Genomic DNA, 25,692 nt, shown 5'->3' on the forward strand with positions numbered 1-25,692 from the left:
TCGTCGATGTCGCAGCCCGGCCCACCCGCCGAAGCGTCCCCGGAACGGCCCGTGCCGGTCTGCCGGGACTGCCTGGCGCGCGGGCCGGCTCGCCCGGGGCGGCGCTGCTCCGCGTGCGGCTCGCCCCGCCTGCTCGACCACCCCGAGCTCGACGCGCTCGCCATCGCCCATGTCGACTGCGACGCCTTCTTCGCCTCGATCGAGAAGCGGGACGACCCCTCGCTGGCCGACAAGCCGGTCATCGTGGGCGGCGGCAAGCGCGGCGTCGTCTCCACCGCCTGCTACATCGCCCGCACCTACGGCGTGCGCTCGGCCATGCCGATGTTCAAGGCGCTGGAGGCGTGTCCCGACGCCGTCGTCATCAAGCCCGACATCGATAAATACGCGGCCGAGGGAAGGCGCATCCGCCAGATGATGCTGGACATGACGCCTTTGGTGGAGCCGGTGTCGATCGACGAGGCGTTCCTGGACCTCTCGGGCACGCAGCGCCTGCACGGGGCGAGCCCCGCCGTGACGCTGCTGCGCTTCGCCCGGCGCGTCGAGGAGGAGACGGGGCTCGGCGTCTCTGTCGGGCTCTCCTGCAACAAGTTCCTCGCCAAGATCGCCTCCGACCTCGACAAGCCGCGCGGCTTCGCGATCATCGGCCGCGCCGAGGCCGAGAGCTTCCTCGCCGGCAAGCCGGTCGACATCTTCCCCGGCGTCGGCCGGGTGACGCAGGAGCGCCTGGCGCGCGACGGCGTGCGGCTGGTCGCCGACCTCCAGCGCTTCGGCGAGCGCGAGCTGGCGCGCCGCTACGGCGAGGAGGGCCTGCGCCTCGCCCGGCTGGCGCGCGGCGAGGACCGCCGGCCCGTCCGCCCCGAGCGCGAAACCAAGAGCATTTCGGCCGAGACCACGTTCGACGAGGACATCGGCGACCTCGAGCGCCTGCTGCCGACTTTGCTGCGCCTGTCCGAAAAGGTAGCCCGCCGCCTGCGCCGCGCCGGCTTCGCCGCGCGCGGCGTGACGCTGAAGCTCAAGACGCACGACTTCAAGACGCGCACCCGCGCCCGCATGATGCCGCCGACCCAGCTCGCCGCCCGCCTCTACGAGGCCGGAAGGGAGCTGCTCGCCCGCGAATGCGACGGCACGCGCTTTCGCCTCATCGGCATCGGCGCGTCGGAGATCGTGCCCGGCGACGACGCCGACCGCGGCGACCTCGTCGACACCAAGGCCGCCCGGCAGGCCACCCGCGAACGCGCCGTCGACGCCCTGCGCGACAAGTTCGGCGGCGAAGCCGTCATGAACGGCCTCGTCTTCTCGGCGCGACGGCGGAAGGACTGAGGAGGTGGAAATTCTCGGCGCGACGGCGGATGGACTAGAGCGCGCCGCTTCCGGGCGGACGCCAGTCCGCCCCTGAAAGTGCGGGCTCCCAGCCCGCACGTCCCCGGAGCGGTGCAGCGCAAGCGGAACCGCATCCGGGGGCCAGCGCAATATGTCGCGCGTCAGCGCGTCCATATGGAAAAGGCTGATAAAGCGCCGCTTCTCGGCAACATCCATGCGCTGGGTCCCGGATGCCCCTCCGCTTTCGCTCCGGGGCTCCGGGAACGGGACGGGCGGACGAGGTCCGCCCTTTGGGTTCCGGGAATGGGCGGATGGGGTCCGCCCTTTAGGCTGCGGGCCTCTGGCCCACCCTTTGAGATTATGCTTCGGGGCTTCGGGGCCGGGGCCGGCCCGACTACTTCGCGCACTCCGCGCTCTTGAGCACGTCGAGGCGCTTGAGGTCGCCGACGAGGCTGAAGTCGCCGTAGTCGAGCTTGAGCTTGCGCGAGACGCCGTTCTCCAGCACCTCGAAGGAGATGACATAGGCCGGCTGCTGCGTCGCCGAGCCCTCCTCGAAATAGGAAATCGACACCGGCCAGCGCGGGATCTTGTCCCAGCCGGCGGCCTTCAGCGGCTCGTCGGCCGCGTCGCCTTCGGCCTTCTTGCCGATCACGGCGAAGGTGTCGTAGGCCTTGCGACCCTTTTCCGAGCCGTCGTAGACGCGCGTTTCGAGCGTCGACTTGCCGTCCTGCGCGGCGGCGATCAGCGCCTCCATCTGGGCAGTCGGGAACATCGCGTCCTTCAGCTCGACGCTGGCGCGCTCGGGCTTGCGCAGGTCCACCGCCAGCTTGCCGCCGACCCGCCTCGCCTCCCCGTCCGTCGCCTCGGAGGGCTGCGGCGGGGTGCGAGTATCGGTGTTGAAGCGCATGCTCGCGCCATCCGCGGACTCGAAGGTCGAGGAGCGCGAGTCGGAGACGCGGCGGCCGACATCGCCGCCCGACAGCTCCGTGACCTGCCGGAAATTCACCGTGTAGCCCTCGCAGGCCGAGCCGGTGAACTCGTAGACGATGCGCCCGCGCGCGTTCTCCAGCCCGCCCGACGAGCTGCCCTCGGCGAGCACGAGGTCGTAGGTGGCGCGGTGCGCGGCCATGACGATGGCCTGCCCGGCCGAGGCGGACGACGCGGCGGCGAACAGCGCGACGCCGGCGAGCAGGGCCGCGAGACCGGCGCGGGCGGGGGAGCAAGGACGGGGCATGGGAGTCTCCGTTTGGCGACTAAGATAGGCGCGGCCCCTTGCGGCGGCAATGCGGCGGCGGCGTGTCGGACCGGCGTCTCGCAGGCGCGCCGCTGTCATCCCTCCGAGCGCGGGCTTGAAGGCGGCCGGGCGATGCGCCACAAGTCGGGCCTCAGAGCGTTTCGGGCCGGATCGCCGGCCGCCTGCCAGCGAGGACCGTCATGACCGTGGAAGCCCGCCTCAAGGACCTGGGCATCGTGCTGCCCTCCCCCGCCGCCCCCGTCGCCAACTACGTGCCGGCGGTGCGCAGCGGCAATCTGCTGATCGTCTCCGGCCAGCTCTGCCTCGGGCTCGACGGCAAGCTCGCGCCCGAGCATGTCGGCAAGCTCGGCGCCGAGGTGACGGCGGAGACCGGGTACAAGGCCGCCCGCCTGTGCGCCATCAACGTGCTGGCGCAGGCCCGCGCGGCGCTGGGATCGCTGGACGCCGTCGCCCGCTGCGTGCGGCTCGGCGGCTTCATCAACGCCGTGCCGAGCTACGCGGCGCTGGCCGGCGTGATGAACGGCGCTTCCGACCTGATGGTCGAGGCGCTCGGCGACAAGGGACGGCACGCCCGCTCCACCATCGGCGTCGCCGAACTGCCGCTCGACGCCTGCGTCGAGGTCGAAGCCATGTTCGAGGTCGCCTGATGGCGGCCCCCGCCTGGCTGACCGCGCGGCCCATCGCCCATCGCGGCCTGCACGACCGCAAGGCCGGGGTGATCGAGAACTCCATCGGCGCGGCCCGGGCGGCGATCGCCGGCGGCTTCGCCATCGAGTGCGACGTGCAGCTGACGCGCGACCTCGACGCGGTGGTGTTCCACGACTGGACGCTCGACCGCCTCACCGCCGCGACCGGCCGCGTCGTCGAGCGCACGGCGGCGGAGCTGGCCGGCCTGACGCTGCGCGACAGCGCCGATGCCATCCCCACCCTCGCCGCCTTCCTCGGCGAACTCGCCGGGCGCACGCCGCTGGTGCTCGAGATCAAGAGCGCCTTCAATGGCGACCTGCGCCTCGCGCGGCGGGTCGCCGAGGTGGTCGGTGCGTACAATGGACCGGTGGCGCTGAAGTCGTTTGACCCCGACGTCGTCGCCGCCCTGCGCGACCTCGCGCCGGACCGGCCGCGCGGCGTCGTCGGCGAGCACGACTACGAGCACGGCGAGTGGGAGGCGCTGACGCCGGCGCGCAAGCACGCCTTGCGCAACCTGCTGCACTGGCCGGACTCGCGGCCGGACTTCCTGTCCTGGCAGGTCAAGGACCTGGAAACCGCGCCGCCCTTCCTCGCCCGCCACGCCATCGGCGTGCCGGTGATGAGCTGGACGGTGCGCACCCCCGCCCAGCGCGAGTTGGCGGCGGCCCATGCCGACCAGATGGTGTTCGAGGGCTTCACGCCCTGACCCGACACTGACGCGACCCGGGCGCGCAAAGCCGCCGCGCGCTCGCCCGGGTTGCGGCGGCCGCGCGCGGCCCTAGCTTAGAGGACACCGTCGCCCGAGCGCCCGCCCGCATGTCCACGACACTGCCGCCAGACCTGACGCTGCGGATCGCTCCCAGCCTGGGCGCGATCCGCGCCGAGGACTGGGACGCCTGCGCCAACCCCGTTGTTCGACCCGAAGTGCCGGTTTCCGCATCGGACGACATTGGAACAGCGCAATTCGATGAATCGAGGTGCGAACTCGATACGGAAAACCCGTTCATTTCACATGCTTTTTTGAAGATTCTGGAGGACTCGGGCTGCGCCGTGCGGCGCACAGGCTGGGCCGGCGCGCACGTCCTGGTGGAGGACTCCGCCGGCACTCTGCTGGCGTGCGCCCCCACCTACGTGAAGAGCCATTCGCAGGGCGAGTACGTGTTCGACCACGGCTGGGCGGAGGCCTATGCGCGGGCGGGCGGGAGCTACTACCCCAAGATCCAGGTGTCCGTGCCCTTCACACCCGCTACGGGTAGGCGTCTGCTGGTCCGCCCGGGCCCACGCGCCGGCGAGGCGACGGACGCGCTGGTGGCCGGGCTGAGGGCGCTGCGCGCGCGAACCGAGGCGTCGTCCATCCACCTCACCTTCCTGCCCCGCGAGCAGTGGGACGGGCTCGGCGAGCGCGGCTTTCTGCTGCGCAAAGACCAGCAATTTCATTGGTTTAACGAGGGATATTCGACCTTCGAGGACTTCCTCTCCGCGCTCGCCTCGCGCAAGCGCAAGGCGATCCGGCGCGAGCGCCGGGAGGCCGTGGCGGACGGCATCGTCATCGAGAAGCTGACCGGCGGCGACATCAGGGAGGAGCACTGGGACGCCTTCTACGCCTTCTACATGGACACCGGCTCCCGCAAATGGGGCCGGCCCTATCTCAACCGCACCTTCTTCTCCCTGGTCGGCGAAAGGATGCCCGAAAAGGTGCTGCTGGTGATGGCGCGCCGGGCCGGCCGGTATATCGCTGGCGCGATCAATTTCATCGGCGCTTCAACGCTTTACGGCCGCAACTGGGGATGCATCGAGGACCATCCCTTCCTGCATTTCGAAGTCTGCTACCACCAGGCCATCGAGTTCGCGATCCAGCGGAAACTGGCACGCGTCGAGGCCGGCGCGCAGGGCGAGCACAAGCTGGCGCGGGGCTACCGGCCGGTGACGACCTACTCCGCCCACGACCTCGCCGACCCCGCCCTGCGCCGCGCCGTCGCCGACTATCTGCGCCGCGAGGCGGCCTATGTCGACGCCGCCCAGGAGGAGCTGAGGGAGCACGTCCCCTTCCGCAAGGACGCGCCGGATTGACCGCTTGACGCCGGCCCCGCCGGTTGCGAGACGAAGGCGACCGTCATCGGAGCATGCCCATGAGCGAGACCTACGACAGCAACAACGTGTTCGCGAAGATCCTGCGGGGCGAACTGCCTTGCGAGAAGGTCTACGAGGACGAGCACACGCTGGCGTTCATGGACGTCATGCCCCGCGCCGACGGGCATGTGCTCGTGATCCCCAAGGTTCCGGCGCGCAATATCCTCGACATTCCCGCCGACGCGCTCGCCCACCTCGCCCGCGCCGTGCAGACGGTCGCCCGCGCGGTGAAGGCCGGGATGCAGGCCGACGGGCTCACGCTCCAGCAGTTCAACGAGCCGGCCGGTGGGCAGGTGGTGTTCCACATCCACATGCACGTGCTGCCGCGATGGAACGGCGTCGCTCTGCGCCCGCACACCGGCGCGATGGCCGATCCGGCCGTGCTGAAGGCCCATGCCGAGCGCATTCGCGCCGCCCTCGCCTGAGCGCGGCGCGTCAGGCGGTCAGGGCTCGCGGGCGGCGTCCTTGCCGGACATGATGCTGAGCAGAGGCGCGGCCTTCACGTAGTCGCGCACCTGGAGCCAGCCCCACCACGCGGCGAGCGCCAGCGCGGGCACGACGATCCAGGCGACGATTTCCTCGAACCGCTCCCGCCGACGACGCCGCTCGCGCCGCTTCTCCAACCACGTGGCCACCTGCCGCCCAAGCTCCCCACCTTCAACCGCGTCCCGGACGGACACGGACGAGGCTCATCCTAGCGAAAAACGCCGCCGGCGGACAGGGATCCGCGCGACGGCGTCTCGCAAAAGCGTCTTCAGCCGCGCAGAAGCGGCACTTTCGGCACGGTGCGCACCGGCGGCTTCCCGCCGCCCGGGCCCGCCGACGGGCCCGGACCGCCGCCGCCGGAACCCTCCCCGCCCCCGGCGCGGCCCTTGCGGGCCGCCTGCGCCTTGCGCTTCTCCGCGCCCTTGCGGGCGGCGGCCGAGCGCTTTTCGCGCGCCTTGCGGGCCTCGATCACGTCCTTTTCCGGCTTGGGCGTCACCGGCCCCTCGGGAAACTCGAAGCCGAGCCCCTTCTTGCCGTTCTCCTTGTCGACGACGACGACCCTGACCGCGCCGCCGTCCTTGAGCCGGCCGAACAGCACCTCGTCCGCCAGCGGCGTCTTGATCGTCGTCTGGATCAGCCGGGCCATCGGGCGCGCGCCCATCGTCTCGTCGTATCCGTTCTCGACCAGCCAGTCGCGCGCCCCATCGGTCAGCTCGATGGTGACGTTGCGCTCGGCGAGCTGGGCGTCGAGTTGGGCGACGAACTTGTCCACGACGCGCGCCACGACCTCCTTCGGCAACTGGCCGAACGAGATGATCGCATCCAGACGATTGCGGAACTCGGGCGCGAAGAGCCGCGAGATCGCCTCGTTGTCATCCCCGTCCCGCTTGCTGCGGGTGAACCCGAAGGCGGGCTTCGCCAGATCGGCCGCGCCCGCGTTCGTGGTCATGATCAGGATGACGTTGCGGAAATCGACCTGCTTGCCGTTGTGATCGGTCAGCTTCCCGTGGTCCATGATCTGCAGGAGGATGTTGAACAGGTCCGGGTGGGCCTTCTCGATCTCATCCAGCAAAAGCACGCAGTGCGGGTGCTGGTCGACACCGTCCGTCAGCAGGCCGCCCTGGTCGAAGCCGACATAGCCGGGAGGCGCGCCGATCAGCCGCGACACGGTGTGCCGCTCCATGTACTCGGACATGTCGAAGCGGATCAGCTCGACGCCGAGGCTGGTGGCGAGCTGGCGGGCGACCTCGGTCTTGCCGACGCCGGTGGGGCCGGCGAACAGATAGTTGCCGATGGGCTTCTCGGGGTCGCGCAGGCCGGCGCGGGCGAGCTTGATCGCCGAGGTCAGCGCGGTGATGGCCGCGTCCTGCCCGTAGACGACGCGCTTCAGCGTTTCGTCCAGCGACTTCAGCACCTCCGCGTCGTCCTTGGAGACGGTCTTGGGAGGAATCCGCGCCATCGTGGCGATGGCGGCCTCGATCTCCTTCACGCCGATCGTCTTCTTGCGCTTGTGCTCCGGCAGCAGCATCTGCGACGCGCCGGTCTCGTCGATCACGTCGATCGCCTTGTCGGGCAGCTTGCGGTCGTGGATGTAGCGCGCCGACAGCTCCACCGCCGCCTTGATGGCGTCGTTGGTGTAGCGAATGTGGTGGAAGTCCTCGAAATAGGGCTTCAACCCCTTCACGATCTCGATCGCATCGGGCACCGACGGCTCGTTGACGTCGATCTTCTGGAAGCGGCGGACGAGCGCGCGATCCTTCTCGAAATACTGGCGGTATTCCTTGTAGGTGGTCGATCCGATGCAGCGCAGCGTGCCCTGGGCGAGCGCCGGCTTCAGCAGGTTGGAGGCGTCCATCGCGCCGCCCGAGGTCGCCCCTGCGCCGATGACGGTGTGGATCTCGTCGATGAACATGATCGCCTTGGGGTGGTTCTCGATCTCCTTCATCACCTGCTTGAGGCGTTCCTCGAAGTCGCCGCGATAACGCGTGCCCGCCAGCAGCGTGCCCATGTCGAGCGCGAACACGGTCGCGTCGGCCAGCACCTCCGGCACCTCGCCGGTCACGATCTTGCGGGCCAGGCCCTCGGCGATGGCGGTCTTGCCGACGCCCGGCTCGCCCACCAGGAGAGGATTGTTCTTCTGGCGGCGGCAGAGCACCTGGATGGTCCGCTGCACTTCAGACTCGCGGCCGATCAGCGGGTCGATGCGGCCCTCGCGGGCGCGCTTGTTCAGGTTGACGCAGTAGGCGTCGAGCGCCTCGCCCTTCTTCTTTCCGCCCGGGGCTTCCTCGCCCGGCGTCGCGCGGTCCGTCGACTCCTCTTCGGCCCCGCGCGGGGAGCGGGACTCGGACATGCCGGCCCGCTTGGCGATGCCGTGCGAGATGTAGTTCACCGCGTCGTAGCGGGTCATGTCCTGCTCCTGCAGGAAGTAGGCGGCGTGGCTCTCGCGCTCCGCGAAGATCGCCACGAGCACGTTGGCCCCCGTCACTTCTTCCCGGCCGGACGACTGGACATGGATGACGGCGCGCTGGATGACCCGCTGGAAGCCCGCCGTCGGCTTGGAGTCGTCGCGCGAATCCGTGACGAGGTTGCTCAGTTCCGCGTCGACATACTCGGTGAGATTGCGGCGCAACGCCTCGATGTCGACGTTGCACGCGCGCATGACCGCGGAGGCGTCCTGGTCGTCGACCAGCGCCAGAAGGAGATGTTCGAGGGTGGCGTACTCGTGGTGGCGCTCATTGGCGAGCGCCAGCGCCTTGTGAAGGGCCTGTTCGAGATTGCGCGAGAAGGACGGCATCGATTCTCAGCCTTTCACTTCTTTTCCATGACGCACTGCAACGGATGCTGGTGCTTGCGTGCGAAATCCATCACCAGCGTAACCTTGGTTTCGGCGACCTCGTAGGTGAAGACGCCGCATTCCCCCACGCCGTGCTGGTGGACGTGGAGCATGATCCTTGTCGCCTCGTCTGCGTCCTTGCTGAAGAAGCGTTGCAAGACGTGGACCACGAACTCCATGGGTGTGTAGTCGTCGTTCAGCAGCAGCACGCGGTACATGCTCGGGCGCTTCGTCCGCGTCCGAGTCTGCGTGATCACCGCCGTGCCGGAACCGTTGTCGCCGGGGCGGACGGGCCCGCGACGGCGCTCCGCCATCTGGGTCGGACGCCCGCGTCCGAACCCCGACGCCAGGGCCAGCGCCGAAGCCATGACGATCCCGGAGGCGAGTTCACGCCCCCTCGCGAGGGCCTGTCTCAACCGCTGAACCATGAGGGGAAGCGTCGGTATCAAATCCATCGCGGGAAACGGCTGACCAAAGGAGAGGAAGCGTCGCTGGCCCAACGAGGCTGCGCCACCGCCGGTTCCTGTTAATCTAATGCCGGTCGGGCCACTTCGCCAGACCGCAATCGGGCCGGCGGACAGGCCTTCGCGTCGCATCTTCGCGAGCGTCGCATGGCCCAATCTCTCCATCCCGCGTGGGGCTGAAAAAGGCTGCTCGAACGCAAAAAGGCCCGGCTTGCGCCGGGCCTCGAAACTCGCCGATGAATGCGGCGGAATTACTTCGCGGCAGCGGCCTGCGCCTTGGCGAAGATCGTCTCGTACGGCTTCACCGTGTCCTTGGCGAGGTTGGTGTAGAGCTCGCCGAGCTTGGAGGCGTAAGCGACGAAGCCCTCGTAGGCCGACTTGAGGTACTCGGTCTGGATCTCGACGGCCTTGTCGAGCGTCTTGGCGGCGACGAGCTTCTCGGCGGCGGCCGAGGTCTGCTCGAAAGCCTTCTTGGAGAAGTCGGCGGCCTCGGTGGCGATCGCCTGGACGCTCTTCTGCGTCGAGCCGAAGCTCTTCATGGCGACGTCCACATTATCCTTGCCGAGCTTCTGGAAATCTTCGAACTGAGCGAACATGGTGCACTCCTTCGCAAAGAGTCGCCCCGCGCGACCCGTCTCGTGGAATGGTCCTGCCCCGCTTCGCGACCGCAGCGACCTCTCTCCATGGCTTATAGGTGCACTGCACAACACCCGTCAAGAGATTTGTTGCACCGCAACATAACACCTTGGACGGGCCTCGGCCGATGGTCTGCAAACCTCAATTTAAGCAGCCTCTTAACCACCCCGTAACCTCATCTCGATAGCTTTTGAGCCTGTGCCGCGGATGTGACAGGGGGCCACGACCTCTCTCGGAGCCGGGCAACGGCCCGTGGCGGTGCGGGTCGGCAGCATTGGGGACGTAATACGAATGACAGGTCTCGCTCGCGCGCGCCTTGGCGCGCTCGCAACGGCTGTTGTCGCGGCAACGGTAATGGTTTCGGTGGCGGCTTCGCCCGCCGAGGCGCGCAGGCGTCACGTCTCGAAGGGCGGCGGCTATAATCCGCCCTATTCCGACATGGTCGTCGACGCCAAGACCGGCCGCGTGCTGCACGCCGTCAACGAGGATGCCCTTCGTCATCCCGCCTCGGTCACGAAGGTGATGACCCTCTATCTCCTGTTCGAGCAACTCGAAAAGGGGCGCTATTCGCTCGACTCCGAGCTCAAGGTTTCGGCCCACGCCCAGGCCCAGGCGCCGTCCAAGATCGGCGTGCGCGCCGGGCAGACCATCGAGGTCGAGGACGCGATCAAGGCGCTGGTCACCAAGTCCGCCAACGACGTCGCCGTGGTCGTGGCCGAGAACATCGGCGGTTCCGAGGACGAATTCGCCGACATGATGACGCGCAAGGCGCGCCAGCTCGGCATGACACGCACGGTCTACAAGAACGCCTCCGGCCTTCCCGACCCCGCCCAGGTGACCACTGCGCGCGACCTGGTGACGCTCGGGCGCGCGCTGCAGGACCGTTTCCCGCGCTACTACACCTACTTCCGGACGCCCTCCTTCACCTATCGCGGGCAGACCCACCGCAATCACAATCACCTGCTCGGCCGCGTCGAAGGCATGGACGGCATCAAGACGGGCTACACCCGCGCCTCGGGATTCAACCTGCTGACCTCCGTGAAGACCGAAGGCCGCCACGTGGTCGCCGTCGTGCTGGGCGGTCGCTCCGCCGCCGCCCGCGACAACCAGATGGCCTCGCTGCTCGACGACACAATCGAGCGCGCCTATGCCGGCGCGCGTACCGCCCCGCCGATGGGCGAAGGCGCTGCCCCGGTGGCGGTCGCCGACGCGTCGCCGCAGCCCCGGACGCTGCGCTCGGCCTACGTAGAGGATGAGTCGCCGGCCACCACGGCGGCGGTCTCCCCGAAGCAAGCCGCCCGCCCCAATGACCCGCCGGCGCTCGTGCTCTCCCCACCCGCCGCCGTTCCGGCGACGACGACGCCGACGGCGAACGTCCGCCCCGCCCCGGTGCAGGTGGCGGCCAACGCCCCCGTTCCCGTGACGCTGGCTCGTCCGGCCGTGGTTGCGGCAAGCGGCGCTGCGACGACGACCCCGTCCTCGGGCGGCAACATGAAATGGGTGGTAGGCGCGCCCAGCCGCGGCGAGGCCGACACCAAGACATCCCGCGCCGAAGCCAAGCCCGGCAAGGCCGAGAAGGCGGAGCCGAAGGTCGAAGCGTCCCGCATCCCCAAGTCGGCGCTTTCGGGCTGGGTCATCCAGCTCGGCGCGACCGACGACGAGGCCAAGGCCCGCCAGATCCTGGCGAAGGCAAAGGCGAAGACCAAGAGCGGCGTTCTCGCCAAGGCCGACCCGTTCACCGAAAAGGTGTCGAAGGGCGGCGAGACGCTGTATCGCGCCCGCTTCTCGGGCTTCGACGAGGACAAGGCGGCCTCGGCCTGCAAGCAGCTGAAGCGCACCGGCTTCGCCTGCATGGTCGTCCGGGGAGGCTGACGCTCATTCGCCCCGTCGCCCTGTCGCGACGGATCGTTCGCCTGCGCAGGCAGGCCTGATTTCGGTCGAGTAGACCGCCGGGACGCGTGTGGAGTTCAGCGATGCCGGTTCAGCAGGACATCCTTGGCCTGGTTCACCCGGGTGGCCAGATACGTCGACCCCCCTTGGTCGGGATGGAGTTTCTTCATCAGAGCGCGGTGAGCGCCTCGGACCTGCTCCTCGGTCGCCCCCGGCTGAAGGCCAAGGATCTCGTAGGCCTCCTGCTCGGTCATCGCCCCGCTGTCGCGACGCGGGGGCGCCCCCGCGTCCGCATCAGCCTCTGCTGCTTTACTCCGGCCGGGAAACCGGCGGTCGAGATAAGCCTCAAGTAGCCGCAGCCCATCGGGGTCCGAGCGTCGGCACGTCGCGGCGAGCTGGGCCAGCTCCGGCTCGCCGAGGCTGTCCAGGCTTCGGCCCTCGAGCGGCCCGGCCAACACCCGCCCGCCCAGCGCGCCGGTGTCGTGGTCCAGCACCATTTCCAGCATCGCCGACCGCACGCGCGATGTCCCGCCCGGGGTCTTCGTCGTGCTGCCGAACCCCGGCAGCGGAATGCCCTGAATTCCGAGCAGCCACGCTCCGAAGCCGCCGAGCGGGATCGCGATGTCGATCCGTCCGCGAAACGCCAGCAGGCCGGCCGCGCCGAGCGCGGCGACGCCGCCCATCTTGCGGGTCGCCGACGCCAGGCGCGTGGGGTTGGCCCCCGCGAAGCTCTTGGCGAGCCACCAGATCAGGATGAGGGTGGCGACTCCGGCGATCAGGGACACATGGACCTCGTCATTTCATCTGCCGCAGCAGGCGATGCGCCTCGCCGCCTTCGGCATGGGCCAGGCGCTCCAGCGCGGCGCGCCCGCCGGCCGCGTAGGCCGCGGCGGCGCGGAGAAGTTGGGCGAGTTGGTCGGCCGCATTGGCGTCGAACCGCGCATAGGCCCCGCCGGTGAGGCGCGCGATCTCCCGGAACGCCGTCTCGGCGGCGCGATCGTGCCCTTCGTGGAACATGAACGCCTTGACGCCAAGCAGGCCGATCTCCCCGGCCAGCCCGCAAAGCGCGTCCAGGTGTTCCTCCATGGCGTCGCCGACATAGACCAGCGCGCCGACCGGCCGGACGCGGGCCTCGCCGCGGACATGTTCCAGCACGCGGCGAATCTGCGTGTTGCCGCCCTGGCAGGCGATCTGCGTCATCAGGCCCGTCAGCGCCCGCCCGTCGCGCACGAAGCGGGAAGCGCGGCACTCGGCGAAGCCCCGGAAATAGACGAGTTGCACATCAAGGCCGCCGATCGAGGCGGCCGTCTCGAACATCCGCGCCTGGACGGCGCAGGCCATGTCCCAGGTCGGCTGGCGGCTCATGGTCGCGTCCAGCGCGAAGATCAGCCGCGCCCGCCCCGAGGCGCGATCGGCGGACACGCTCTTCGCCTGGTCGAGGAAAGCGTCGATCTTGCCGGCCGTGTCGCGGCGCGCGACGTCGCCGGCCGCTTCCGGCCGGCCCGTCAGGTCAGTGCCGTCTCGTGAACTCATGCTCGCTCCGCCCCGCTGATAGATTGGCGGGAGCGCGCGCGATTGCAACAGCGAGGACGGCGGGGATCAGGGACGGTTGACGTTCATCTCGCCGCGCACGCGGCCCTGAACGCGCAGTTCCGTGCTGCCGAAGCGAAACGTGTTCGCTTCCGGCGGCGTCCTGAACATGTCGGACGGCAGGTCGACCGATGCGGGGCGGTCCTGCGGGCGGGCGTAGAACATGGGGCAGTTCGCGTTGCGCATCTTCACGCCCGGCGCGACCTCGGTGACGGCGCAACGCGAGTCCGATGCGTGCGCGGCAGGCGCGAACGCGCCCAGCGCGACAAGAGCAACGACGTAGGTTCCACGCATCAAGCCGACTCAGCCCCCGACAACGACAATCGTACCAGCACTTCAAACATGGGCAGAATGAGGCAGATCAGTTTCCCGAACGGCGTGATGAGCCGGCCGGCGCATCCGACGGGCCTCAGATCAGCCCCAGCTGGCGCAGTTCGCGACGCAATTCCTCGGGCATCGCCACCAGGTCGCCGCCGCCCGCCCCGAGATCGCGGGGAGCCTCGCCGGCCTTCAAATAGCGCCAGCCCTGGAATGGCCGGCACGGGCGCGGCTCGACGGCGGTGACGACCGGCTCGAGCACGAGATGGCAGCGCCCGATCCCCTCGGCGTCGGTGAACGGCCTGATGTCGACGAGGCGCTGGCGGCAGGCGACCTGCCCCTTGATGACCCAGTAGAGCGAGCCGCCGTCGAGGATGTCTTCGACGCGCTTGGGCGTCATCCTGGTGGTGTGGACCTGCTCCTCGGCCTTGCCGAGGCGGCGGTACAGGGAGAGCGTCTCGTCGATCCAGCTTTCGAGGTCGGCGATGGAGTCGCAGCCGACGCAGAGCTTGATGAGGTGAAGGGCCATGCCGAACCTCTAGCGCGCCGCGCGGCGCGCGCCAATGCGCGGCGTCGCCCTGTGGACAACCGTCGGCGGGTCAGCCGTTCTCGCCGATCACCGCCAGCCGCGCTCCCTCGGCGACCTGCTGGCCGGCTTCGGCCAGCACCTCCGCGACGACGCCGGCGCGCGGGGCGACCAGCGCGTGCTCCATCTTCATCGCCTCGACGATGGCGACGCGCTGGCCCTTTTCCACGGCCTCGCCCTCGACCACGAAGATCGCGACGACCTTGCCGTGCATGGGCGACTTCACCACGCCCCCGCTGTCGCCTTCGTCCAGCGCGACGCCAAGCGGGTCGTGGAGCCGCACATGGGTCTGCCGCCCGGACGCGAGCGCGATGATTCCGTCGTCCGTGGTGACGAGCGTGAAATCGGCCTGGCCCGTCAGCTCGGCTCCCGGAACATCGAGCATCGGCCCGGCCGCGTCCCAGCCGAGCGCCGCCTCGATCCGCTCTCCCTCGACGACGATCGGCAGGCCGGTGCGGCGAGGCCCGGAGAGCTGGAAGGCGTCCGCGACGTCCCAAGGCCCCTGCCCCGACCCGCCGGCTGCGCGCGCGGCCTCGCGCACCCCCTCCTGGCGCTCCCGCACCAGCGCCAGCGCGCCGGCCGCCGCGGCCGCGAGATCTGGTCCGCGCGGGGCCGCGCCGAGCGCATCCATGTTGCGGTCGATGAACCCGGTGTCGAACTCGCCCGCGCGAAACCCGTGCGCGTCGCAGAGCGCCTTCAGGAAACCGACATTGGTGCGCGGACCCGCGACGACCGTCTCCTCCAGCGCCTGCGCCAGCAGGTCCAGCGCCGCGAGCCGCGACGGAGCGTGAGCGATCACCTTGGCGATCATCGGGTCGTAGTACGGCGTCACGACATCTCCCTCGGCGACGCCGGTATCCACCCGCACTCCTTCGGCTTCCGGAAAGCGCAGGGCCCAGAGCCGCCCCGTCGAGGGGAGAAAGCCGCGCTCCGGGTCCTCGGCGTAGAGGCGGGCTTCCACCGCGTGGCCGTGGACGGCGAGCTCCTGCTGGGCCAGCGGCAGCTTCTCGCCCGCCGCGACGCGGAACTGCCATTCCACCAGATCGAGCCCCGTGATCGCCTCCGTGACGGGATGCTCCACCTGCAGGCGCGTGTTCATTTCCATGAAAAAGAAGCCGTCCGGCCGCAGCCCGTGGCTGGCGTCCGCGATGAACTCCACGGTGCCGGCCCCGACATAGCCGACCGCAAGCGCGGCATCGACCGCGGCCTTGCCCATCGCGTCGCGCACCGCGTCGGTCATGCCGGGCGCGGGAGCCTCCTCCATCACCTTCTGGTGGCGGCGTTGCAGCGAACAGTCCCGCTCGAACAGATGCACCGCGTTGCCGAACCGGTCCGCGAACACCTGCATCTCGATATGGCGCGGGGACCGGATATATTTCTCCACTAGCACGCGCGGATCGCCGAAGGCGTTGGCCGCCTCCCGCTGCGCCGACAGCAGCGCGTCCTCGAAGTCGATCAGCCGGTCGACGCGGCGCATGCCCTTGCCGCCTCCGCCGGCCACCGCCTTGATCAGCACGGGGAAGCCGATATTGGCGGCGCGCTCCCTCAGAAAGGCCGGATCCTGCTTAGCGCCGTGGTAGCCGGGCACGACGGGCACGCCGGCCCGCTCGACCACGGCCTTGGCGGCATCCTTGAGGCCCATGGCGCGGATGGCCTTGGGAGGCGGGCCAACGAACGCGATTCCGGCCTTGGCGCAGGCTTCGGCGAACTCCGCGTTCTCCGAGAGGAAGCCGTAGCCCGGATGGATGCAGTCCGCCCCCGCCTCCTTGGCCACCGCGACGATGCGGTCGCCGATCAGATAGCTTTCGCCCGCGGGCGCGGGGCCGATCCGATGCGCCTCGTCCGCTTGCGCCACGAACAAGGAATCGCGGTCGGCGTCGGAATAGACCGCGATGGTGCGCAGGCCGAGACGTCGGGCGGTGCGGATGACGCGGCAGGCGATCTCGCCGCGGTTGGCGATCAAAACGGACGAGAACATGAGCGACCCAACCTTGGACGACGCCGAAGGCTAGCCCGTCGCGCCCCGCCGCGCCAAGCATTGTCTGAGGGCCGCGGGCCGGCCCGGCCGCTCAGTGCCGCAGCAAGCGCTGGACGATCCGGCCGACGGGGCCGGTCAGGCGGAGCGGCGCGTCGGTGACGGCGAAGCAGATGCAGTCCTCGCCCTCCCCGGCGCGGGGGCGATGATCGACTTCGGAATCGGCGATTGCGATGTCGCCGCGCCCGTAGTGGCCCGACGCGTCCGCAAAGCTGCCCTTCAGGACAAGCGTGATTTCGGACCCCTCGTGGGTGTGCGACGGAATGGCCCGTCCCGCCGCGATCCAGTACAGGGTGGCTTCCGCTCCCTCGGCCGCGTCGACGTGGAATTCCCGAATCCCCGGAAGGCGCTTGCGCCACGGCACTTGGCCGAAGGGACGGCCGAGATAACGCGCCAGCGCCGGGGGCACGACGGAACAGGCCGGCGGGGCCAGTTCGCAAGGCGGTCGCGCGGCTCCCTCGAAAATGGCCGACAGGCAGGCGTCGCGGCGCGAAAACTCGAGCGGCGGCATGTCCTCGATGGCCGCGCCACCAAGATCCTCGAGCGCGGCCACGAAGGCGCGGTTCTCCGGCCGCAGCTCGAGATGCGCCGCCACGAGGCTTTGCAGGGGAGCCGGAAGCGTGCCGGCCGCATAGGCGGCCAGCAGTTCGTCGAGCGGCCGGCCGGCGCTGGAAAGGGAAGTGCTCACGTCGTCGGTCCGGCCTCTGGCGTGTTTCGGATAGGCGAGTGTCCATTGTGCCATACGCGGACTTGCGGGCAACGGATCACGCGCCGGTGAGCGAACCGGCCTTGCCCAGGCGCGCGACGCCGTCTTGCCCTCCCGCCGACCCCGCTTTAGCGTCGCGGTCCCGTCTCACCCGGACCCCCTCCATGGCGACAGCACTGCTCTTCCGCGACGATGCCTACCAGACCTCCTGCGACGCGACCGTTCTCGAGGTCAACGACCGCGGCGGCGTGATTCTGGACCGGACCGTGTTTTACCCCACCGGCGGGGGCCAGCCGGGAGACCGCGGCGTCCTCGTGACGAAGGACGGGCGCGAAATCCCCATCGCGACGACGGTCTACGGCGAGGACAAGGCGACGGTCGTCCATGTCGCCGAGCCCGGCGCGGAACTCCCTCGCCCCGGCGACGTCGTGTCGGCCCGAATCGACTGGGACACTCGCCTGAAGCGGATGCGCATTCACACCGCCCTTCATCTGCTGACCACCGTCCTGCCCTACCCGGTGACGGGCGGCGCAGTCGGAGAGGGCGAAGGACGGCTCGATTTCGACATCCCCGACGCGGGGCTCGACAAGGAGGCCATCGCAGCGGAGCTGGCCTCGCGAATCGCCCGGAACGCGCCGGTCACGCAGCGGTGGATCGCCGACGAGGAACTGCTCGCCAATCCGGGCCTGGTGAAGACGATGTCGGTCAAGCCGCCCATGGGAACGGGGCGGGTGCGCCTGGTGGAGATCGAGGGCCTGGACCTCCAGCCCTGCGGCGGAACGCATGTCCGCAACACCAGCGAGATCGGCGCGGTGCTCGTCACCGCCATCGAAAAGAAGGGCAAGATCAACCGGCGCGTGCGGATCGCTCTCGCCTGACGGCATCGCCGGCCGCATCGGCCGGCCGCAACCTCGGGGACGCCATTATGAACCTCGTCTCGACCCAGTGGCTCGAAGACCACCTGTCCGCGCCCGACCTCGTGGTCGTCGACGCCTCCTGGTACCTGCCCGCCCAGAACCGCAACGGCCGCGCCGAGTACGAGGCCGGTCATATTCCCGGAGCGGTTTTCTTCGATATCGACGAGATCTCGGACAAGACCTCCGCGCTGCCGCACATGCTGCCCAGCCCGGAGGAGTTCGCCCGCCACATGCGACGCCTCGGCATCGGCGACGGCATGCGGATCGTGGTCTACGACGGAGCCGGCCTGTTCTCCGCCCCGCGCGTCTGGTGGACGCTGCGCACGTTCGGCGCGCGCGACGTCTCCGTTCTCGACGGCGGCGCGCCCGCGTGGCGCGCGGAGAACCGTCCATGGACGGCCGAGCCGACGGTCCGGCAGCCGGCGACCTTCACGCCGCGCCTCGATCACGGCGCGGTCGCGACCGCCGACGACGTCGCCCGCCACCTCGCCGGCGGTGGGGCGCAGGTGGTCGACGCAAGGCCGGCCGAGCGCTTCCGGGGCGATACGCCCGAACCCCGCCCGGGTCTGCGCTCCGGCCATATGCCTGGCAGCTTCAACGTTCCCTCATCCCGGCTGATCGAGAACGGCCGGCTGAAAGCGGCCGAAGCCTTGCGCGCCGAGTTCGAGGCCGCGGGGGTCGACCTCACGAAGCCCGTCGTGACGAGTTGCGGCTCCGGGGTCTCGGCGGCGATCTTGAGCCTTGGCCTGGAAACGCTCGGCAAGCCCGGCCTCGCGCTCTACGACGGCTCCTGGGCGGAATGGGGCCTCGGCGCCGAGCGCCCGGTGGTGACGGGCGACAGGTAGCGCCCTCGCCTTCCGGCATGAAAAAAGCCGGACGGCCACGCCGTCCGGCTTCGATGCTGTCGCACCCGCCCGGCGAGCGCCGGGGTTTAGTGCAGGATCTGGCTCAGGAAGAGCTTGGTGCGCTCGTGCTGCGGGTTCGAGAAGAACTGGTCGGGCGTGTTCATCTCGACGATCTGTCCCGCGTCCATGAAGATCACCCGGTTGGCGACCTGCCGGGCGAAACCCATTTCGTGGGTCACGCAGATCATCGTCATGCCTTCCACGGCGAGCGACACCATGGTGTCGAGCACCTCCTTCACCATTTCCGGGTCGAGCGCCGAGGTGGGCTCGTCGAACAGCATGATCTTCGGGCTCATGCACAGCGAGCGGGCGATGGCGACGCGCTGCTGCTGGCCGCCCGAGAGCTGGCCCGGATACTTGTTCGCCTGCTCGGGGATCTTGACGCGCGTGAGATAGTGCATCGCGATCTCCTCGGCCTCCTTCTTGGGCATCTTCTTCACCCAGATCGGCGCGAGCGTGCAGTTCTCCAGAATCGTGAGATGCGGGAACAGGTTGAAGTGCTGGAACACCATGCCGACCTCGCGGCGGATCTCGTCGATGCGCTTGAGGTCGTTGGTGAGTTCGATGCCGTCGACGATGATGCGGCCCTTCTGGTGCTCCTCCAGCCGGTTGATGCACCGGATCATCGTGGACTTGCCGGAGCCCGACGGACCGCACACCACCACGCGCTCGCCGCGCTGGACGGTGAGGTTGATGTCCCGCAGCACGTGGAAATCCCCGTACCACTTGTTCATGCCGATCATTTCGATGGCCATTTCGTTGTTCAGCTTGGCCGGCTTCAGACTGGCGGGAGCAGCGCTCATCGGAGGTTTCCTCAGCGTTTGTCAGCTTTGGCCAGGCGCGCCTCGACGGTACGCGCGTAGCGGGACATCAGGTAGCAGCACGTGAAGTAGAACACGGCGGCGTAGGCGTAGCCCGTCGCCGACACCGTCGGCGCGGCCCAGCGCGGGTCGATGCGCGCCGCCTCGATCGCCTTCAGGAAGTCGAAGATGCCGACGATCACCACCAGCGTAGTGTCCTTGAACAGGCCGATATAGGTGTTGACGATGTTGGGGATCGTCACCTTCAGCGCCTGCGGCAGGATGATGAGACGCATCATCTGCACATAGGGCAGGCCGAGCGCCATCGCCCCTTCGTACTGTCCCTTGGGCATCGCCTGCAGGCCCGCGCGCACCACCTCCGCCATGTAGGCCGAGGCGAACAACGCGATGCCGATCAGGGCGCGCAGCAGCTTGTCCGGCTGGAGGTAGTACGGCACGAACAGCGGCAGCATCACGCTGGCCATGAAGAGCACCGTGATCAGCGGCACGCCGCGCACGAACTCGATGAAGATCACCGAAATCAGCTTCGCGGCCGGCATGGTCGAGCGACGGCCCAGCGCCAGCAGGATGCCGAGCGGCAGCGACACCACGATGCCGACCGCCGAGCACACGATGGTGACGAGGATGCCGCCCCACAGCGTCGTCTCGACATAGGGCAGCCCCAGCGCCGGCGCGCCGACCAGCAGCAGGTACGAGACGATCGGCAGCACCACGAAGGCGTAGATGGCGCCGATGTCCCGCCGGGGGGCGCGAAGCCAGAGCAGCCACACGACGCCCACGGCGAGCAGCGTGAAGAACACGTCCACCCGCCACCGCTGCGGCATCGGGTAAGCGCCATAGGTGAAATAGGCGGCCCTGTCGCGCACGAACGCCCAGCACGCGCCCACGACCGGCCGCTCGGGTGTGATGATGCAGGCCTCGCGGTCGGCGCCGGACCACACCGCGTCGATGAACATGAAGCGGATCAGCCCCGGCAGCACATAGAGCCCGAGGGCCACGATGAGCAGCGTCAGGATGATGTTCACGGGCCCTGTGAACAGGTGCTCGCGCATCCAGGCGATCGGCCCCACGATGGACGAGGGCGGCGGTGACGGTTCGATCGCGACGCTTCGCACGAAGCGCTGGCCGTCCCTCGCGGGGGCGTGAGCCGACATGTCGGTGGCGGTCATCTGCGGGCCCTCACCGTTCCACCAGAGCCTTGCGGCTGTTGTACCAGTTCATCAGCGTCGAGGTTCCCAGGCTGATACTGAGGTAGACGAGCATGGTGACGCCGACCACTTCGATGGCCTGACCGGTCTGGTTGAGCACCGTGCCGGTGAAGACGTTGGCGAGGTCCGGATAGCCGACGAACACGGCCAGACTCGAGTTCTTCGTCAGGTTGAGATACTGGCTCGTGAGCGGCGGAATGATCACCCGCAGCGCCTGCGGAATGATGATGAGCCGCGTGGTGAGGTTCGGCCGCAGGCCCAGCGCGTAGGACGCCTCGGTCTGTCCGTGCGACACGGCGAGGATGCCGGCGCGCACCACCTCCGTGATGAAAGCTCCCGTGTAGATGACGAGGCCGAACAGCAGGGCCAGGAACTCGGGCTGAACGACCATGCCGCCCGAGATGTTGAAGCGCCCGGCGCTCGGGAAGTCGAATTGCAGCGGCGCCCCCGTGGCGAGGAACACGAGAACGGGCAGTCCCACGACGAGGGCGAGGCGCACCCATAAGACGGGCGATTGCTGGCCCGTCCGCTCCTGCCGGATGCGCGCCCACCGCGCATAGAGACCCGCGCCGAGCAGGCCGGCGAAGAAGGCGGCGATGACGAAGTTGAACCCCGGCTGCGCGATGGGCTGCGGCATGAAGAGGCCGCGCTGGTTGAGATAACTGCCGAACGGCAGGCCCATGCTGTCGCGAACGGCAGGCAGCGCCTTCAGCACCGCGTTGTACCAGAACAACAATTGCAGCAGCAGCGGCAGGTTGCGCACGATCTCGACGTACCAGCGCGCCACGCCCGAAACGAGGATGTTCTTGGACAGGCGCGCCACGCCCATCACAAAGCCGAGCAGCGTGGCGAGAACGATGCCGATGGCTGCGACGAGCAGCGTATTGAGCAGACCCACCCAGAAGGCCTGCCCGTAGCTGCTGACGGCTTCCGAATACGGGATCAGCGTCTGGCTGATCGCGAAGCCCGCGATGTTGTCCCAGAACCCGAACCCGGACGCGATTTTCTGACGCTGCAGGTTCTCGCGGGCGTTGTTGATCGCGGTGAACACGGCGAAGCCGATGACCAGCACCAGCATGGCCTGGAAAACGAGGCTTCGCACGCGCGGATCGTTGATCGGCGAGACACGCGGTTTGGTGTCGGCGGCGCCGCTGGCCTGGCTCATGGATTTCCCCCACCCCTGCCCCGCAGAAGGCAATTGTTATGCCGGATTTTGGTCTGCGGGAAGGACGGGCGCGGCGACGCGCCCGTCCAAGTCATATCTTGACGGCCGCTTAGCGGATCGGAGGCGCGTACTGCAGGCCGCCCTTGGTCCACAGGGCGTTCAGGCCGCGGGCGATCTTGAGCGGAGAGCCCTGACCGACCGTGCGCTCGAACATCTCGCCGTAATTGCCCACGTGCTTGATGATCCGGTAGCCCCAGTCGTTCGGCAGGCCCATCGCCTCGCCGAACTTGCCTTCCGTGCCGAGCAGGCGCTTCACGTCCGGGTTCTCGGACTTCATCATCTGGTCGACATTGGCCTGCGTCACGCCGAGTTCCTCGGCGGTGAGCTGGGCGTAGAGCGTCCACTTCACGATGTCGAACCACTGATCGTCGCCGTGACGGACCGACGGGCCGAGCGGCTCCTTCGAGATGATCTCGGGGAGAACCATGTGCTCGTCGGGCTTGCTCAGGCGCAGACGCTCGGAATAGAGGCCCGAGGCGTCCGTCGTGAACGCGTCGCAGCGGCCGGCTTCGTAGGCCTTCAGCGTCTCGTCCGAGGTGGCGAACGTCACCGACTTCAGCTCGAGCTTGTTGGCGCGGAAATAGTCGGCGAGGTTGAGCTCGGTGGTCGTGCCCTGCTGCACGCAGACGGAGGCGCCGCCGAGTTCGAGCGCGGACGCCACCTTCAGGCTCTTGCGGACCATGAAGCCCTGGCCGTCATAATAATTGACGCCGGTGAAGTTCAGGCCGAGCGACGTATCGCGCGAGATCGTCCAGGTCGTGTTGCGGACCAGCACGTCCACTTCGCCGGACTGGAGCGCCGTGAAGCGGTCCTTCGCGGAGAGCGGGGTGAACTTGATCTTGGTGGGATCGTTGAAGATCGCGGCCGCGATGGCGCGGCAGGTATCGACGTCGAGGCCCGTCCAGTTGCCCTGGGCGTCAGGCTGGCCGAAGCCCGCGAGGCCTGTGTTGGCGCCGCATTGCACGAAGCCCTTCTGCTTCACCGTGTCCAGCGTGCCCGCGGAGGCTACGCTCGACACCAGCGCGGCGAGCGCGCCGGCCGCGGCTGATACGAGGATTTTTTTCATCGAGTGCGACTCCTACTCGTGTGCTGCCCCTCTGGGCAATAGCCTGTTCTCGCGCCCGCCCGATGCGGCGGTCGCGCCGGCTTGAGAGCATTGGATTGAACTTTCGGAAAGCGGTCAAGCCCGGGGCAAAGCTCGCGCTTAAGCCCGGTTGCGATCCGCGATGGTTGCTCCGGGAACGTGCCGGCGCGGCGCTTTCGGTTTTGCAGTGTTGGAAAAGCCGCCTGCCCGGCCTTGACCGGGCGATCTTGGCGCGCACCAATGGCGCCCGCTCGCCCGCGTCGGCATACCTGGAAGTGACCATGACCAAGATGACTCCCGAGGCGCTCAGCCGCCTCGGTTCCCGCACCCGCCTCGTCCACGCGGGCCGCGACCCATGGGAACAGCACGGCTTCGTCAACACGCCGATCTATCGCGGCTCCACCGTGCTCTCGCCCACCATGCACGACCTCGTGCATCGCACCGGCCGCTATACCTACGGGACCAAGGGCACCCCGACGACGGAGGCGCTCGAGACGGCGTGGGCCCAGGTGAGCGGCGCCGCCGGCGCGGTGGCGGTCCCCTCCGGACTCGCGGCGGTCTCGCTGGCCCTGCTGTCGTGCCTGAAGGCCGGCGACCACGTGCTCGTCACCGATTCCGTCTATCGCCCGACGCGCCTTTTCTGCGACGGGTTGCTGAAGCGGTTCGGCGTCGAGACCACCTATTACGACCCGCTGGTGGGCGGCGGTATCGAGGCGCTGATGCGCCCGAACACGGCGGCCGTGTTCACCGAGGCGCCCGGCTCGCAGAGCTTTGAGATGCAGGACATCCCGGCAATCGCCGAGGTGACGCACCGCCGAGGCGCCGTGCTGCTGATGGACAATACCTGGGCGACGCCGCTGTTCTTCCCGCCGCACGACATGGGCGTCGATCTCTGCATCGAGGCCGGCACCAAATATCTCAGCGGCAGTTCGGACCTGCTGCTCGGGCTCGTGTCCGCCAATGAGCGCTGCAACAAGGCGCTGCGCGACACCTACGATTCGATGGCCATCTGCCCGGGACCGGAGGACGCGTTCCTGGCGCTTCGCGGGCTGCGCACCATGCAGCTCCGGCTCAAGGAGCACGAGCGTCAGGCGCTCGATCTGGCCCGGTGGCTCGAAGCCCGCCCGGAGGTGAAGCGCGTGCTGCATCCCGCGCTGGAATCCTGCCCCGGGCACGACATCTGGAAGCGCGACTTCAAGGGCTCGTCGGGCCTGTTCTCCGTCATCCTCAACCCCGCCCCGCAGGAGGCCTTGGCCGCCATGCTGGACGGGCTCACCCTGTTCGGCATGGGCTATAGCTGGGGCGGTTTCGAGAGCCTGGTGATCCCGTTCGACTGCTCCACCTACCGCACCGCCACGACGTGGAACCCCGGCGGGCCGGCGCTGCGCTTCCAGGTGGGGCTCGAAGACCTCGACGACCTGAAGGCCGATCTCGACGCCGGCTTCGCGCGGCTGCGCGGGGCGACCTCCGTAGGCTGGGAGCCGGAGCCGTGAGGGTCACGCGGCCCGGCGACGCTCCCGCAGGATCAGCATGACATTGCGGACGTAGATAACGACGGAGAGGAGCTGGCCCATGATGATGACCGGCTCCCTCCGGACCAGTCCGTAGACCAGCGTCATGAGGCCGCCCGCCATGGAGAACATCCAGAACGCCATCGGAATGACGCTGCGCCCTGCCCGCTCGCTGGCGATCCACTGCACCAGGAACCGGGCGGTGAAGAGCAACTGCGCCAGGATGCCGAAGGCCAGCCAGAAGTCGAACCGCGCGACGAAGACGTCGTAGAGGTAGTCGGTCAGGCCGTGGGAGAAGGCGACGAGCATCACGCGTCCTCGGTGACGACGGGCACGCGGCGGCGACGGCGGATCAGCCACCAAACTCCCATCAGGTCCATGATTCCGACCCAGAGCCGGTCGAAGAAACCGTAATTGGACTGTCCGGTCAGGCGCGGACGGTCGACCACGTCGACGAGGACGACGTCGTAGCCTTCGCGGCGCACCAGCGCGGGCATGAACCGGTGCAGGGCGTCGAAATAGGGCAGCGCCAGGTAGACGTCGCGCCGGAACCCCTTGAGCCCGCACCCGGTATCGCGCGTGCCGTCCTTCAGCACGGCGCCGCGCACCGTGTTGGCGATGCGCGATTGCAGCTTCTTGAAGCCCGTGTCCTTGCGCCCGAGCCGCTGCCCCGCGGCGATGCCGGCCCGGGGGCCGGCCGTGTCGAGGGCCGCGACGAGCTTCGGGATATAGGCCGGATCGTTCTGGCCGTCGCCGTCGAGGGTCACGACGAGGGGCGCGCGGGCGGCGCGGACGCCGGTGCGGACCGCGCAGCTCTGCCCGCAGGAGGCGGCGTGGTGCAGTCGCCGCAGCCAGGGCCGCGTCGCGGCGAGGTCGCGCAGCACATCGCCGGTCGCGTCGGTGGAGCCGTCGTCGACGTAGATCACCTCGAAAGCCGGGAAATTCGCGCAGGCGGCCTCGATCTCCGCGACGAGGGGGGCGACGTTGCCGGCCTCGTTGCGGACCGGCACGACCACCGACACGGCCGGGATGGAGCCGGCGCTTCCGGAGGGCTGCGAAAGGGGCGACGATCCGTTCATTGCCGT

General features: G+C 68.9%; 26 protein-coding genes. 9 read left to right on the forward strand and 17 right to left on the reverse strand.

Annotated features, from left to right (window positions below):
* The first annotated feature begins 6 nt into the window (after positions 1–6).
* Positions 7–1,320 carry a DNA polymerase IV gene (locus tag NK718_RS15195; protein ID WP_254743916.1) on the forward strand — a complete coding sequence of 438 codons (1,314 nt, stop codon included), beginning with the start codon at positions 7–9 and terminating at the stop codon, positions 1,318–1,320.
* 394 nt (positions 1,321–1,714) lie between these two features.
* On the opposite strand, the gene NK718_RS15200 is transcribed toward NK718_RS15195, so the two are convergent.
* Positions 1,715–2,554, reverse strand: coding sequence for a cell envelope integrity EipB family protein (locus tag NK718_RS15200; RefSeq protein ID WP_254743917.1), 840 nt, complete (start codon positions 2,552–2,554; stop codon positions 1,715–1,717).
* A gap of 200 nt (positions 2,555–2,754) precedes the next feature.
* Here NK718_RS15200 and NK718_RS15205 point away from each other — a divergent pair, with 200 nt between their 5' ends.
* The 4 genes from NK718_RS15205 to NK718_RS15220 all read left to right on the forward strand — a co-directional run bounded on the left by NK718_RS15205 (position 2,755) and on the right by NK718_RS15220 (position 5,817).
* Positions 2,755–3,222, forward strand: coding sequence for a RidA family protein (locus NK718_RS15205; protein ID WP_254743966.1), 468 nt, complete (start codon positions 2,755–2,757; stop codon positions 3,220–3,222).
* Complete coding sequence (locus NK718_RS15210; protein WP_254743968.1) at positions 3,222–3,968, forward strand: glycerophosphodiester phosphodiesterase family protein; 747 nt, start codon at positions 3,222–3,224, stop codon at positions 3,966–3,968. The genes NK718_RS15205 and NK718_RS15210 overlap by 1 nt, the downstream gene beginning before the upstream one ends.
* A 110-nt stretch (positions 3,969–4,078) precedes the next feature.
* Positions 4,079–5,332: a GNAT family N-acetyltransferase gene (locus tag NK718_RS15215; protein WP_254743970.1), complete on the forward strand. Its 1,254-nt coding sequence runs from the start codon at positions 4,079–4,081 to the stop codon at positions 5,330–5,332.
* A gap of 59 nt (positions 5,333–5,391) precedes the next feature.
* Entirely contained in the window at positions 5,392–5,817 is a 426-nt protein-coding gene (locus NK718_RS15220; RefSeq protein ID WP_254743972.1) for an HIT family protein, read from the forward strand.
* 18 nt (positions 5,818–5,835) lie between these two features.
* Here the strand turns inward: NK718_RS15220 and NK718_RS15225 are convergent, their stop codons facing one another.
* The 4 genes from NK718_RS15225 to NK718_RS15240 form a co-directional block, all read right to left on the reverse strand.
* Positions 5,836–6,027 (reverse strand): hypothetical protein, encoded by a 192-nt coding sequence (locus NK718_RS15225; RefSeq protein WP_254743974.1) that lies wholly within the window; start codon positions 6,025–6,027, stop codon positions 5,836–5,838.
* Positions 6,028–6,146: 119 nt separating this feature from the next.
* Positions 6,147–8,672 (reverse strand): ATP-dependent Clp protease ATP-binding subunit ClpA, encoded by a 2,526-nt coding sequence (clpA, locus tag NK718_RS15230; protein ID WP_254743976.1) that lies wholly within the window; start codon positions 8,670–8,672, stop codon positions 6,147–6,149.
* Positions 8,673–8,686: 14 nt separating this feature from the next.
* Positions 8,687–9,025 (reverse strand): ATP-dependent Clp protease adapter ClpS, encoded by a 339-nt coding sequence (gene clpS / locus NK718_RS15235; protein ID WP_254744096.1) that lies wholly within the window; start codon positions 9,023–9,025, stop codon positions 8,687–8,689.
* Positions 9,026–9,426: 401 nt separating this feature from the next.
* The gene (locus NK718_RS15240) at positions 9,427–9,771 is read right to left on the reverse strand and encodes a phasin family protein (RefSeq protein ID WP_254743978.1); all 345 of its coding nucleotides are present in this window, start codon (positions 9,769–9,771) and stop codon (positions 9,427–9,429) included.
* Between the two features lie 394 nt (positions 9,772–10,165).
* On the opposite strand from NK718_RS15240, the gene NK718_RS15245 reads away from it, so the two are divergent.
* Positions 10,166–11,683 (forward strand): serine hydrolase, encoded by a 1,518-nt coding sequence (locus tag NK718_RS15245; protein WP_254743980.1) that lies wholly within the window; start codon positions 10,166–10,168, stop codon positions 11,681–11,683.
* Between the two features lie 95 nt (positions 11,684–11,778).
* Here the strand turns inward: NK718_RS15245 and NK718_RS15250 are convergent, their stop codons facing one another.
* The 6 genes from NK718_RS15250 to NK718_RS15275 form a co-directional block, all read right to left on the reverse strand.
* Complete coding sequence (locus tag NK718_RS15250; RefSeq protein WP_254743982.1) at positions 11,779–12,486, reverse strand: DnaJ domain-containing protein; 708 nt, start codon at positions 12,484–12,486, stop codon at positions 11,779–11,781.
* A 10-nt stretch (positions 12,487–12,496) separates the two neighbouring features.
* Positions 12,497–13,234 (reverse strand): VWA domain-containing protein, encoded by a 738-nt coding sequence (locus tag NK718_RS15255; RefSeq protein ID WP_254743984.1) that lies wholly within the window; start codon positions 13,232–13,234, stop codon positions 12,497–12,499.
* 66 nt (positions 13,235–13,300) lie between these two features.
* Positions 13,301–13,585 (reverse strand): hypothetical protein, encoded by a 285-nt coding sequence (locus tag NK718_RS15260; RefSeq protein ID WP_254743986.1) that lies wholly within the window; start codon positions 13,583–13,585, stop codon positions 13,301–13,303.
* 115 nt (positions 13,586–13,700) lie between these two features.
* On the reverse strand, positions 13,701–14,138 hold the full coding sequence (locus tag NK718_RS15265) for a DUF1489 family protein (RefSeq protein WP_254743988.1): 438 nt from the start codon (positions 14,136–14,138) through the stop codon (positions 13,701–13,703).
* A 70-nt stretch (positions 14,139–14,208) separates the two neighbouring features.
* Positions 14,209–16,173: an acetyl/propionyl/methylcrotonyl-CoA carboxylase subunit alpha gene (locus NK718_RS15270; RefSeq protein ID WP_254743990.1), complete on the reverse strand. Its 1,965-nt coding sequence runs from the start codon at positions 16,171–16,173 to the stop codon at positions 14,209–14,211.
* A 91-nt stretch (positions 16,174–16,264) separates the two neighbouring features.
* The gene (locus NK718_RS15275) at positions 16,265–16,918 is read right to left on the reverse strand and encodes a ChrR family anti-sigma-E factor (RefSeq protein ID WP_254743992.1); all 654 of its coding nucleotides are present in this window, start codon (positions 16,916–16,918) and stop codon (positions 16,265–16,267) included.
* 182 nt (positions 16,919–17,100) lie between these two features.
* On the opposite strand from NK718_RS15275, the gene NK718_RS15280 reads away from it, so the two are divergent.
* Positions 17,101–17,814 carry an alanyl-tRNA editing protein gene (locus NK718_RS15280; protein ID WP_254743994.1) on the forward strand — a complete coding sequence of 238 codons (714 nt, stop codon included), beginning with the start codon at positions 17,101–17,103 and terminating at the stop codon, positions 17,812–17,814.
* Between the two features lie 47 nt (positions 17,815–17,861).
* Positions 17,862–18,698 (forward strand): 3-mercaptopyruvate sulfurtransferase, encoded by an 837-nt coding sequence (sseA, locus tag NK718_RS15285; RefSeq protein WP_254743996.1) that lies wholly within the window; start codon positions 17,862–17,864, stop codon positions 18,696–18,698.
* Between the two features lie 86 nt (positions 18,699–18,784).
* Here the strand turns inward: sseA and NK718_RS15290 are convergent, their stop codons facing one another.
* The 4 genes from NK718_RS15290 to NK718_RS15305 form a co-directional block, all read right to left on the reverse strand.
* Entirely contained in the window at positions 18,785–19,561 is a 777-nt protein-coding gene (locus NK718_RS15290; RefSeq protein WP_305883675.1) for an amino acid ABC transporter ATP-binding protein, read from the reverse strand.
* An 11-nt stretch (positions 19,562–19,572) separates the two neighbouring features.
* Positions 19,573–20,748 (reverse strand): amino acid ABC transporter permease, encoded by a 1,176-nt coding sequence (locus NK718_RS15295; protein WP_254743998.1) that lies wholly within the window; start codon positions 20,746–20,748, stop codon positions 19,573–19,575.
* Positions 20,749–20,758: 10 nt separating this feature from the next.
* On the reverse strand, positions 20,759–21,952 hold the full coding sequence (locus NK718_RS15300; RefSeq protein WP_254744000.1) for an amino acid ABC transporter permease: 1,194 nt from the start codon (positions 21,950–21,952) through the stop codon (positions 20,759–20,761).
* Between the two features lie 109 nt (positions 21,953–22,061).
* Positions 22,062–23,078, reverse strand: a complete 1,017-nt coding sequence (locus NK718_RS15305; protein WP_254744002.1) for an amino acid ABC transporter substrate-binding protein — start codon at positions 23,076–23,078, stop codon at positions 22,062–22,064.
* A gap of 299 nt (positions 23,079–23,377) precedes the next feature.
* Here NK718_RS15305 and metC point away from each other — a divergent pair, with 299 nt between their 5' ends.
* Positions 23,378–24,589, forward strand: a complete 1,212-nt coding sequence (gene metC / locus NK718_RS15310; protein ID WP_254744004.1) for a cystathionine beta-lyase — start codon at positions 23,378–23,380, stop codon at positions 24,587–24,589.
* A 3-nt stretch (positions 24,590–24,592) separates the two neighbouring features.
* On the opposite strand, the gene NK718_RS15315 is transcribed toward metC, so the two are convergent.
* Entirely contained in the window at positions 24,593–24,916 is a 324-nt protein-coding gene (locus NK718_RS15315) for a lipid-A-disaccharide synthase N-terminal domain-containing protein (RefSeq protein WP_254744006.1), read from the reverse strand.
* Positions 24,916–25,686: a glycosyltransferase family 2 protein gene (locus NK718_RS15320; protein WP_254744008.1), complete on the reverse strand. Its 771-nt coding sequence runs from the start codon at positions 25,684–25,686 to the stop codon at positions 24,916–24,918. The genes NK718_RS15315 and NK718_RS15320 overlap by 1 nt, the downstream gene beginning before the upstream one ends.
* Between the last annotated feature and the right edge of the window lie 6 nt (positions 25,687–25,692).

This window comes from Alsobacter ponti (assembly GCF_024294805.1).
GTDB lineage: Bacteria > Pseudomonadota > Alphaproteobacteria > Rhizobiales > Beijerinckiaceae > Alsobacter > Alsobacter ponti.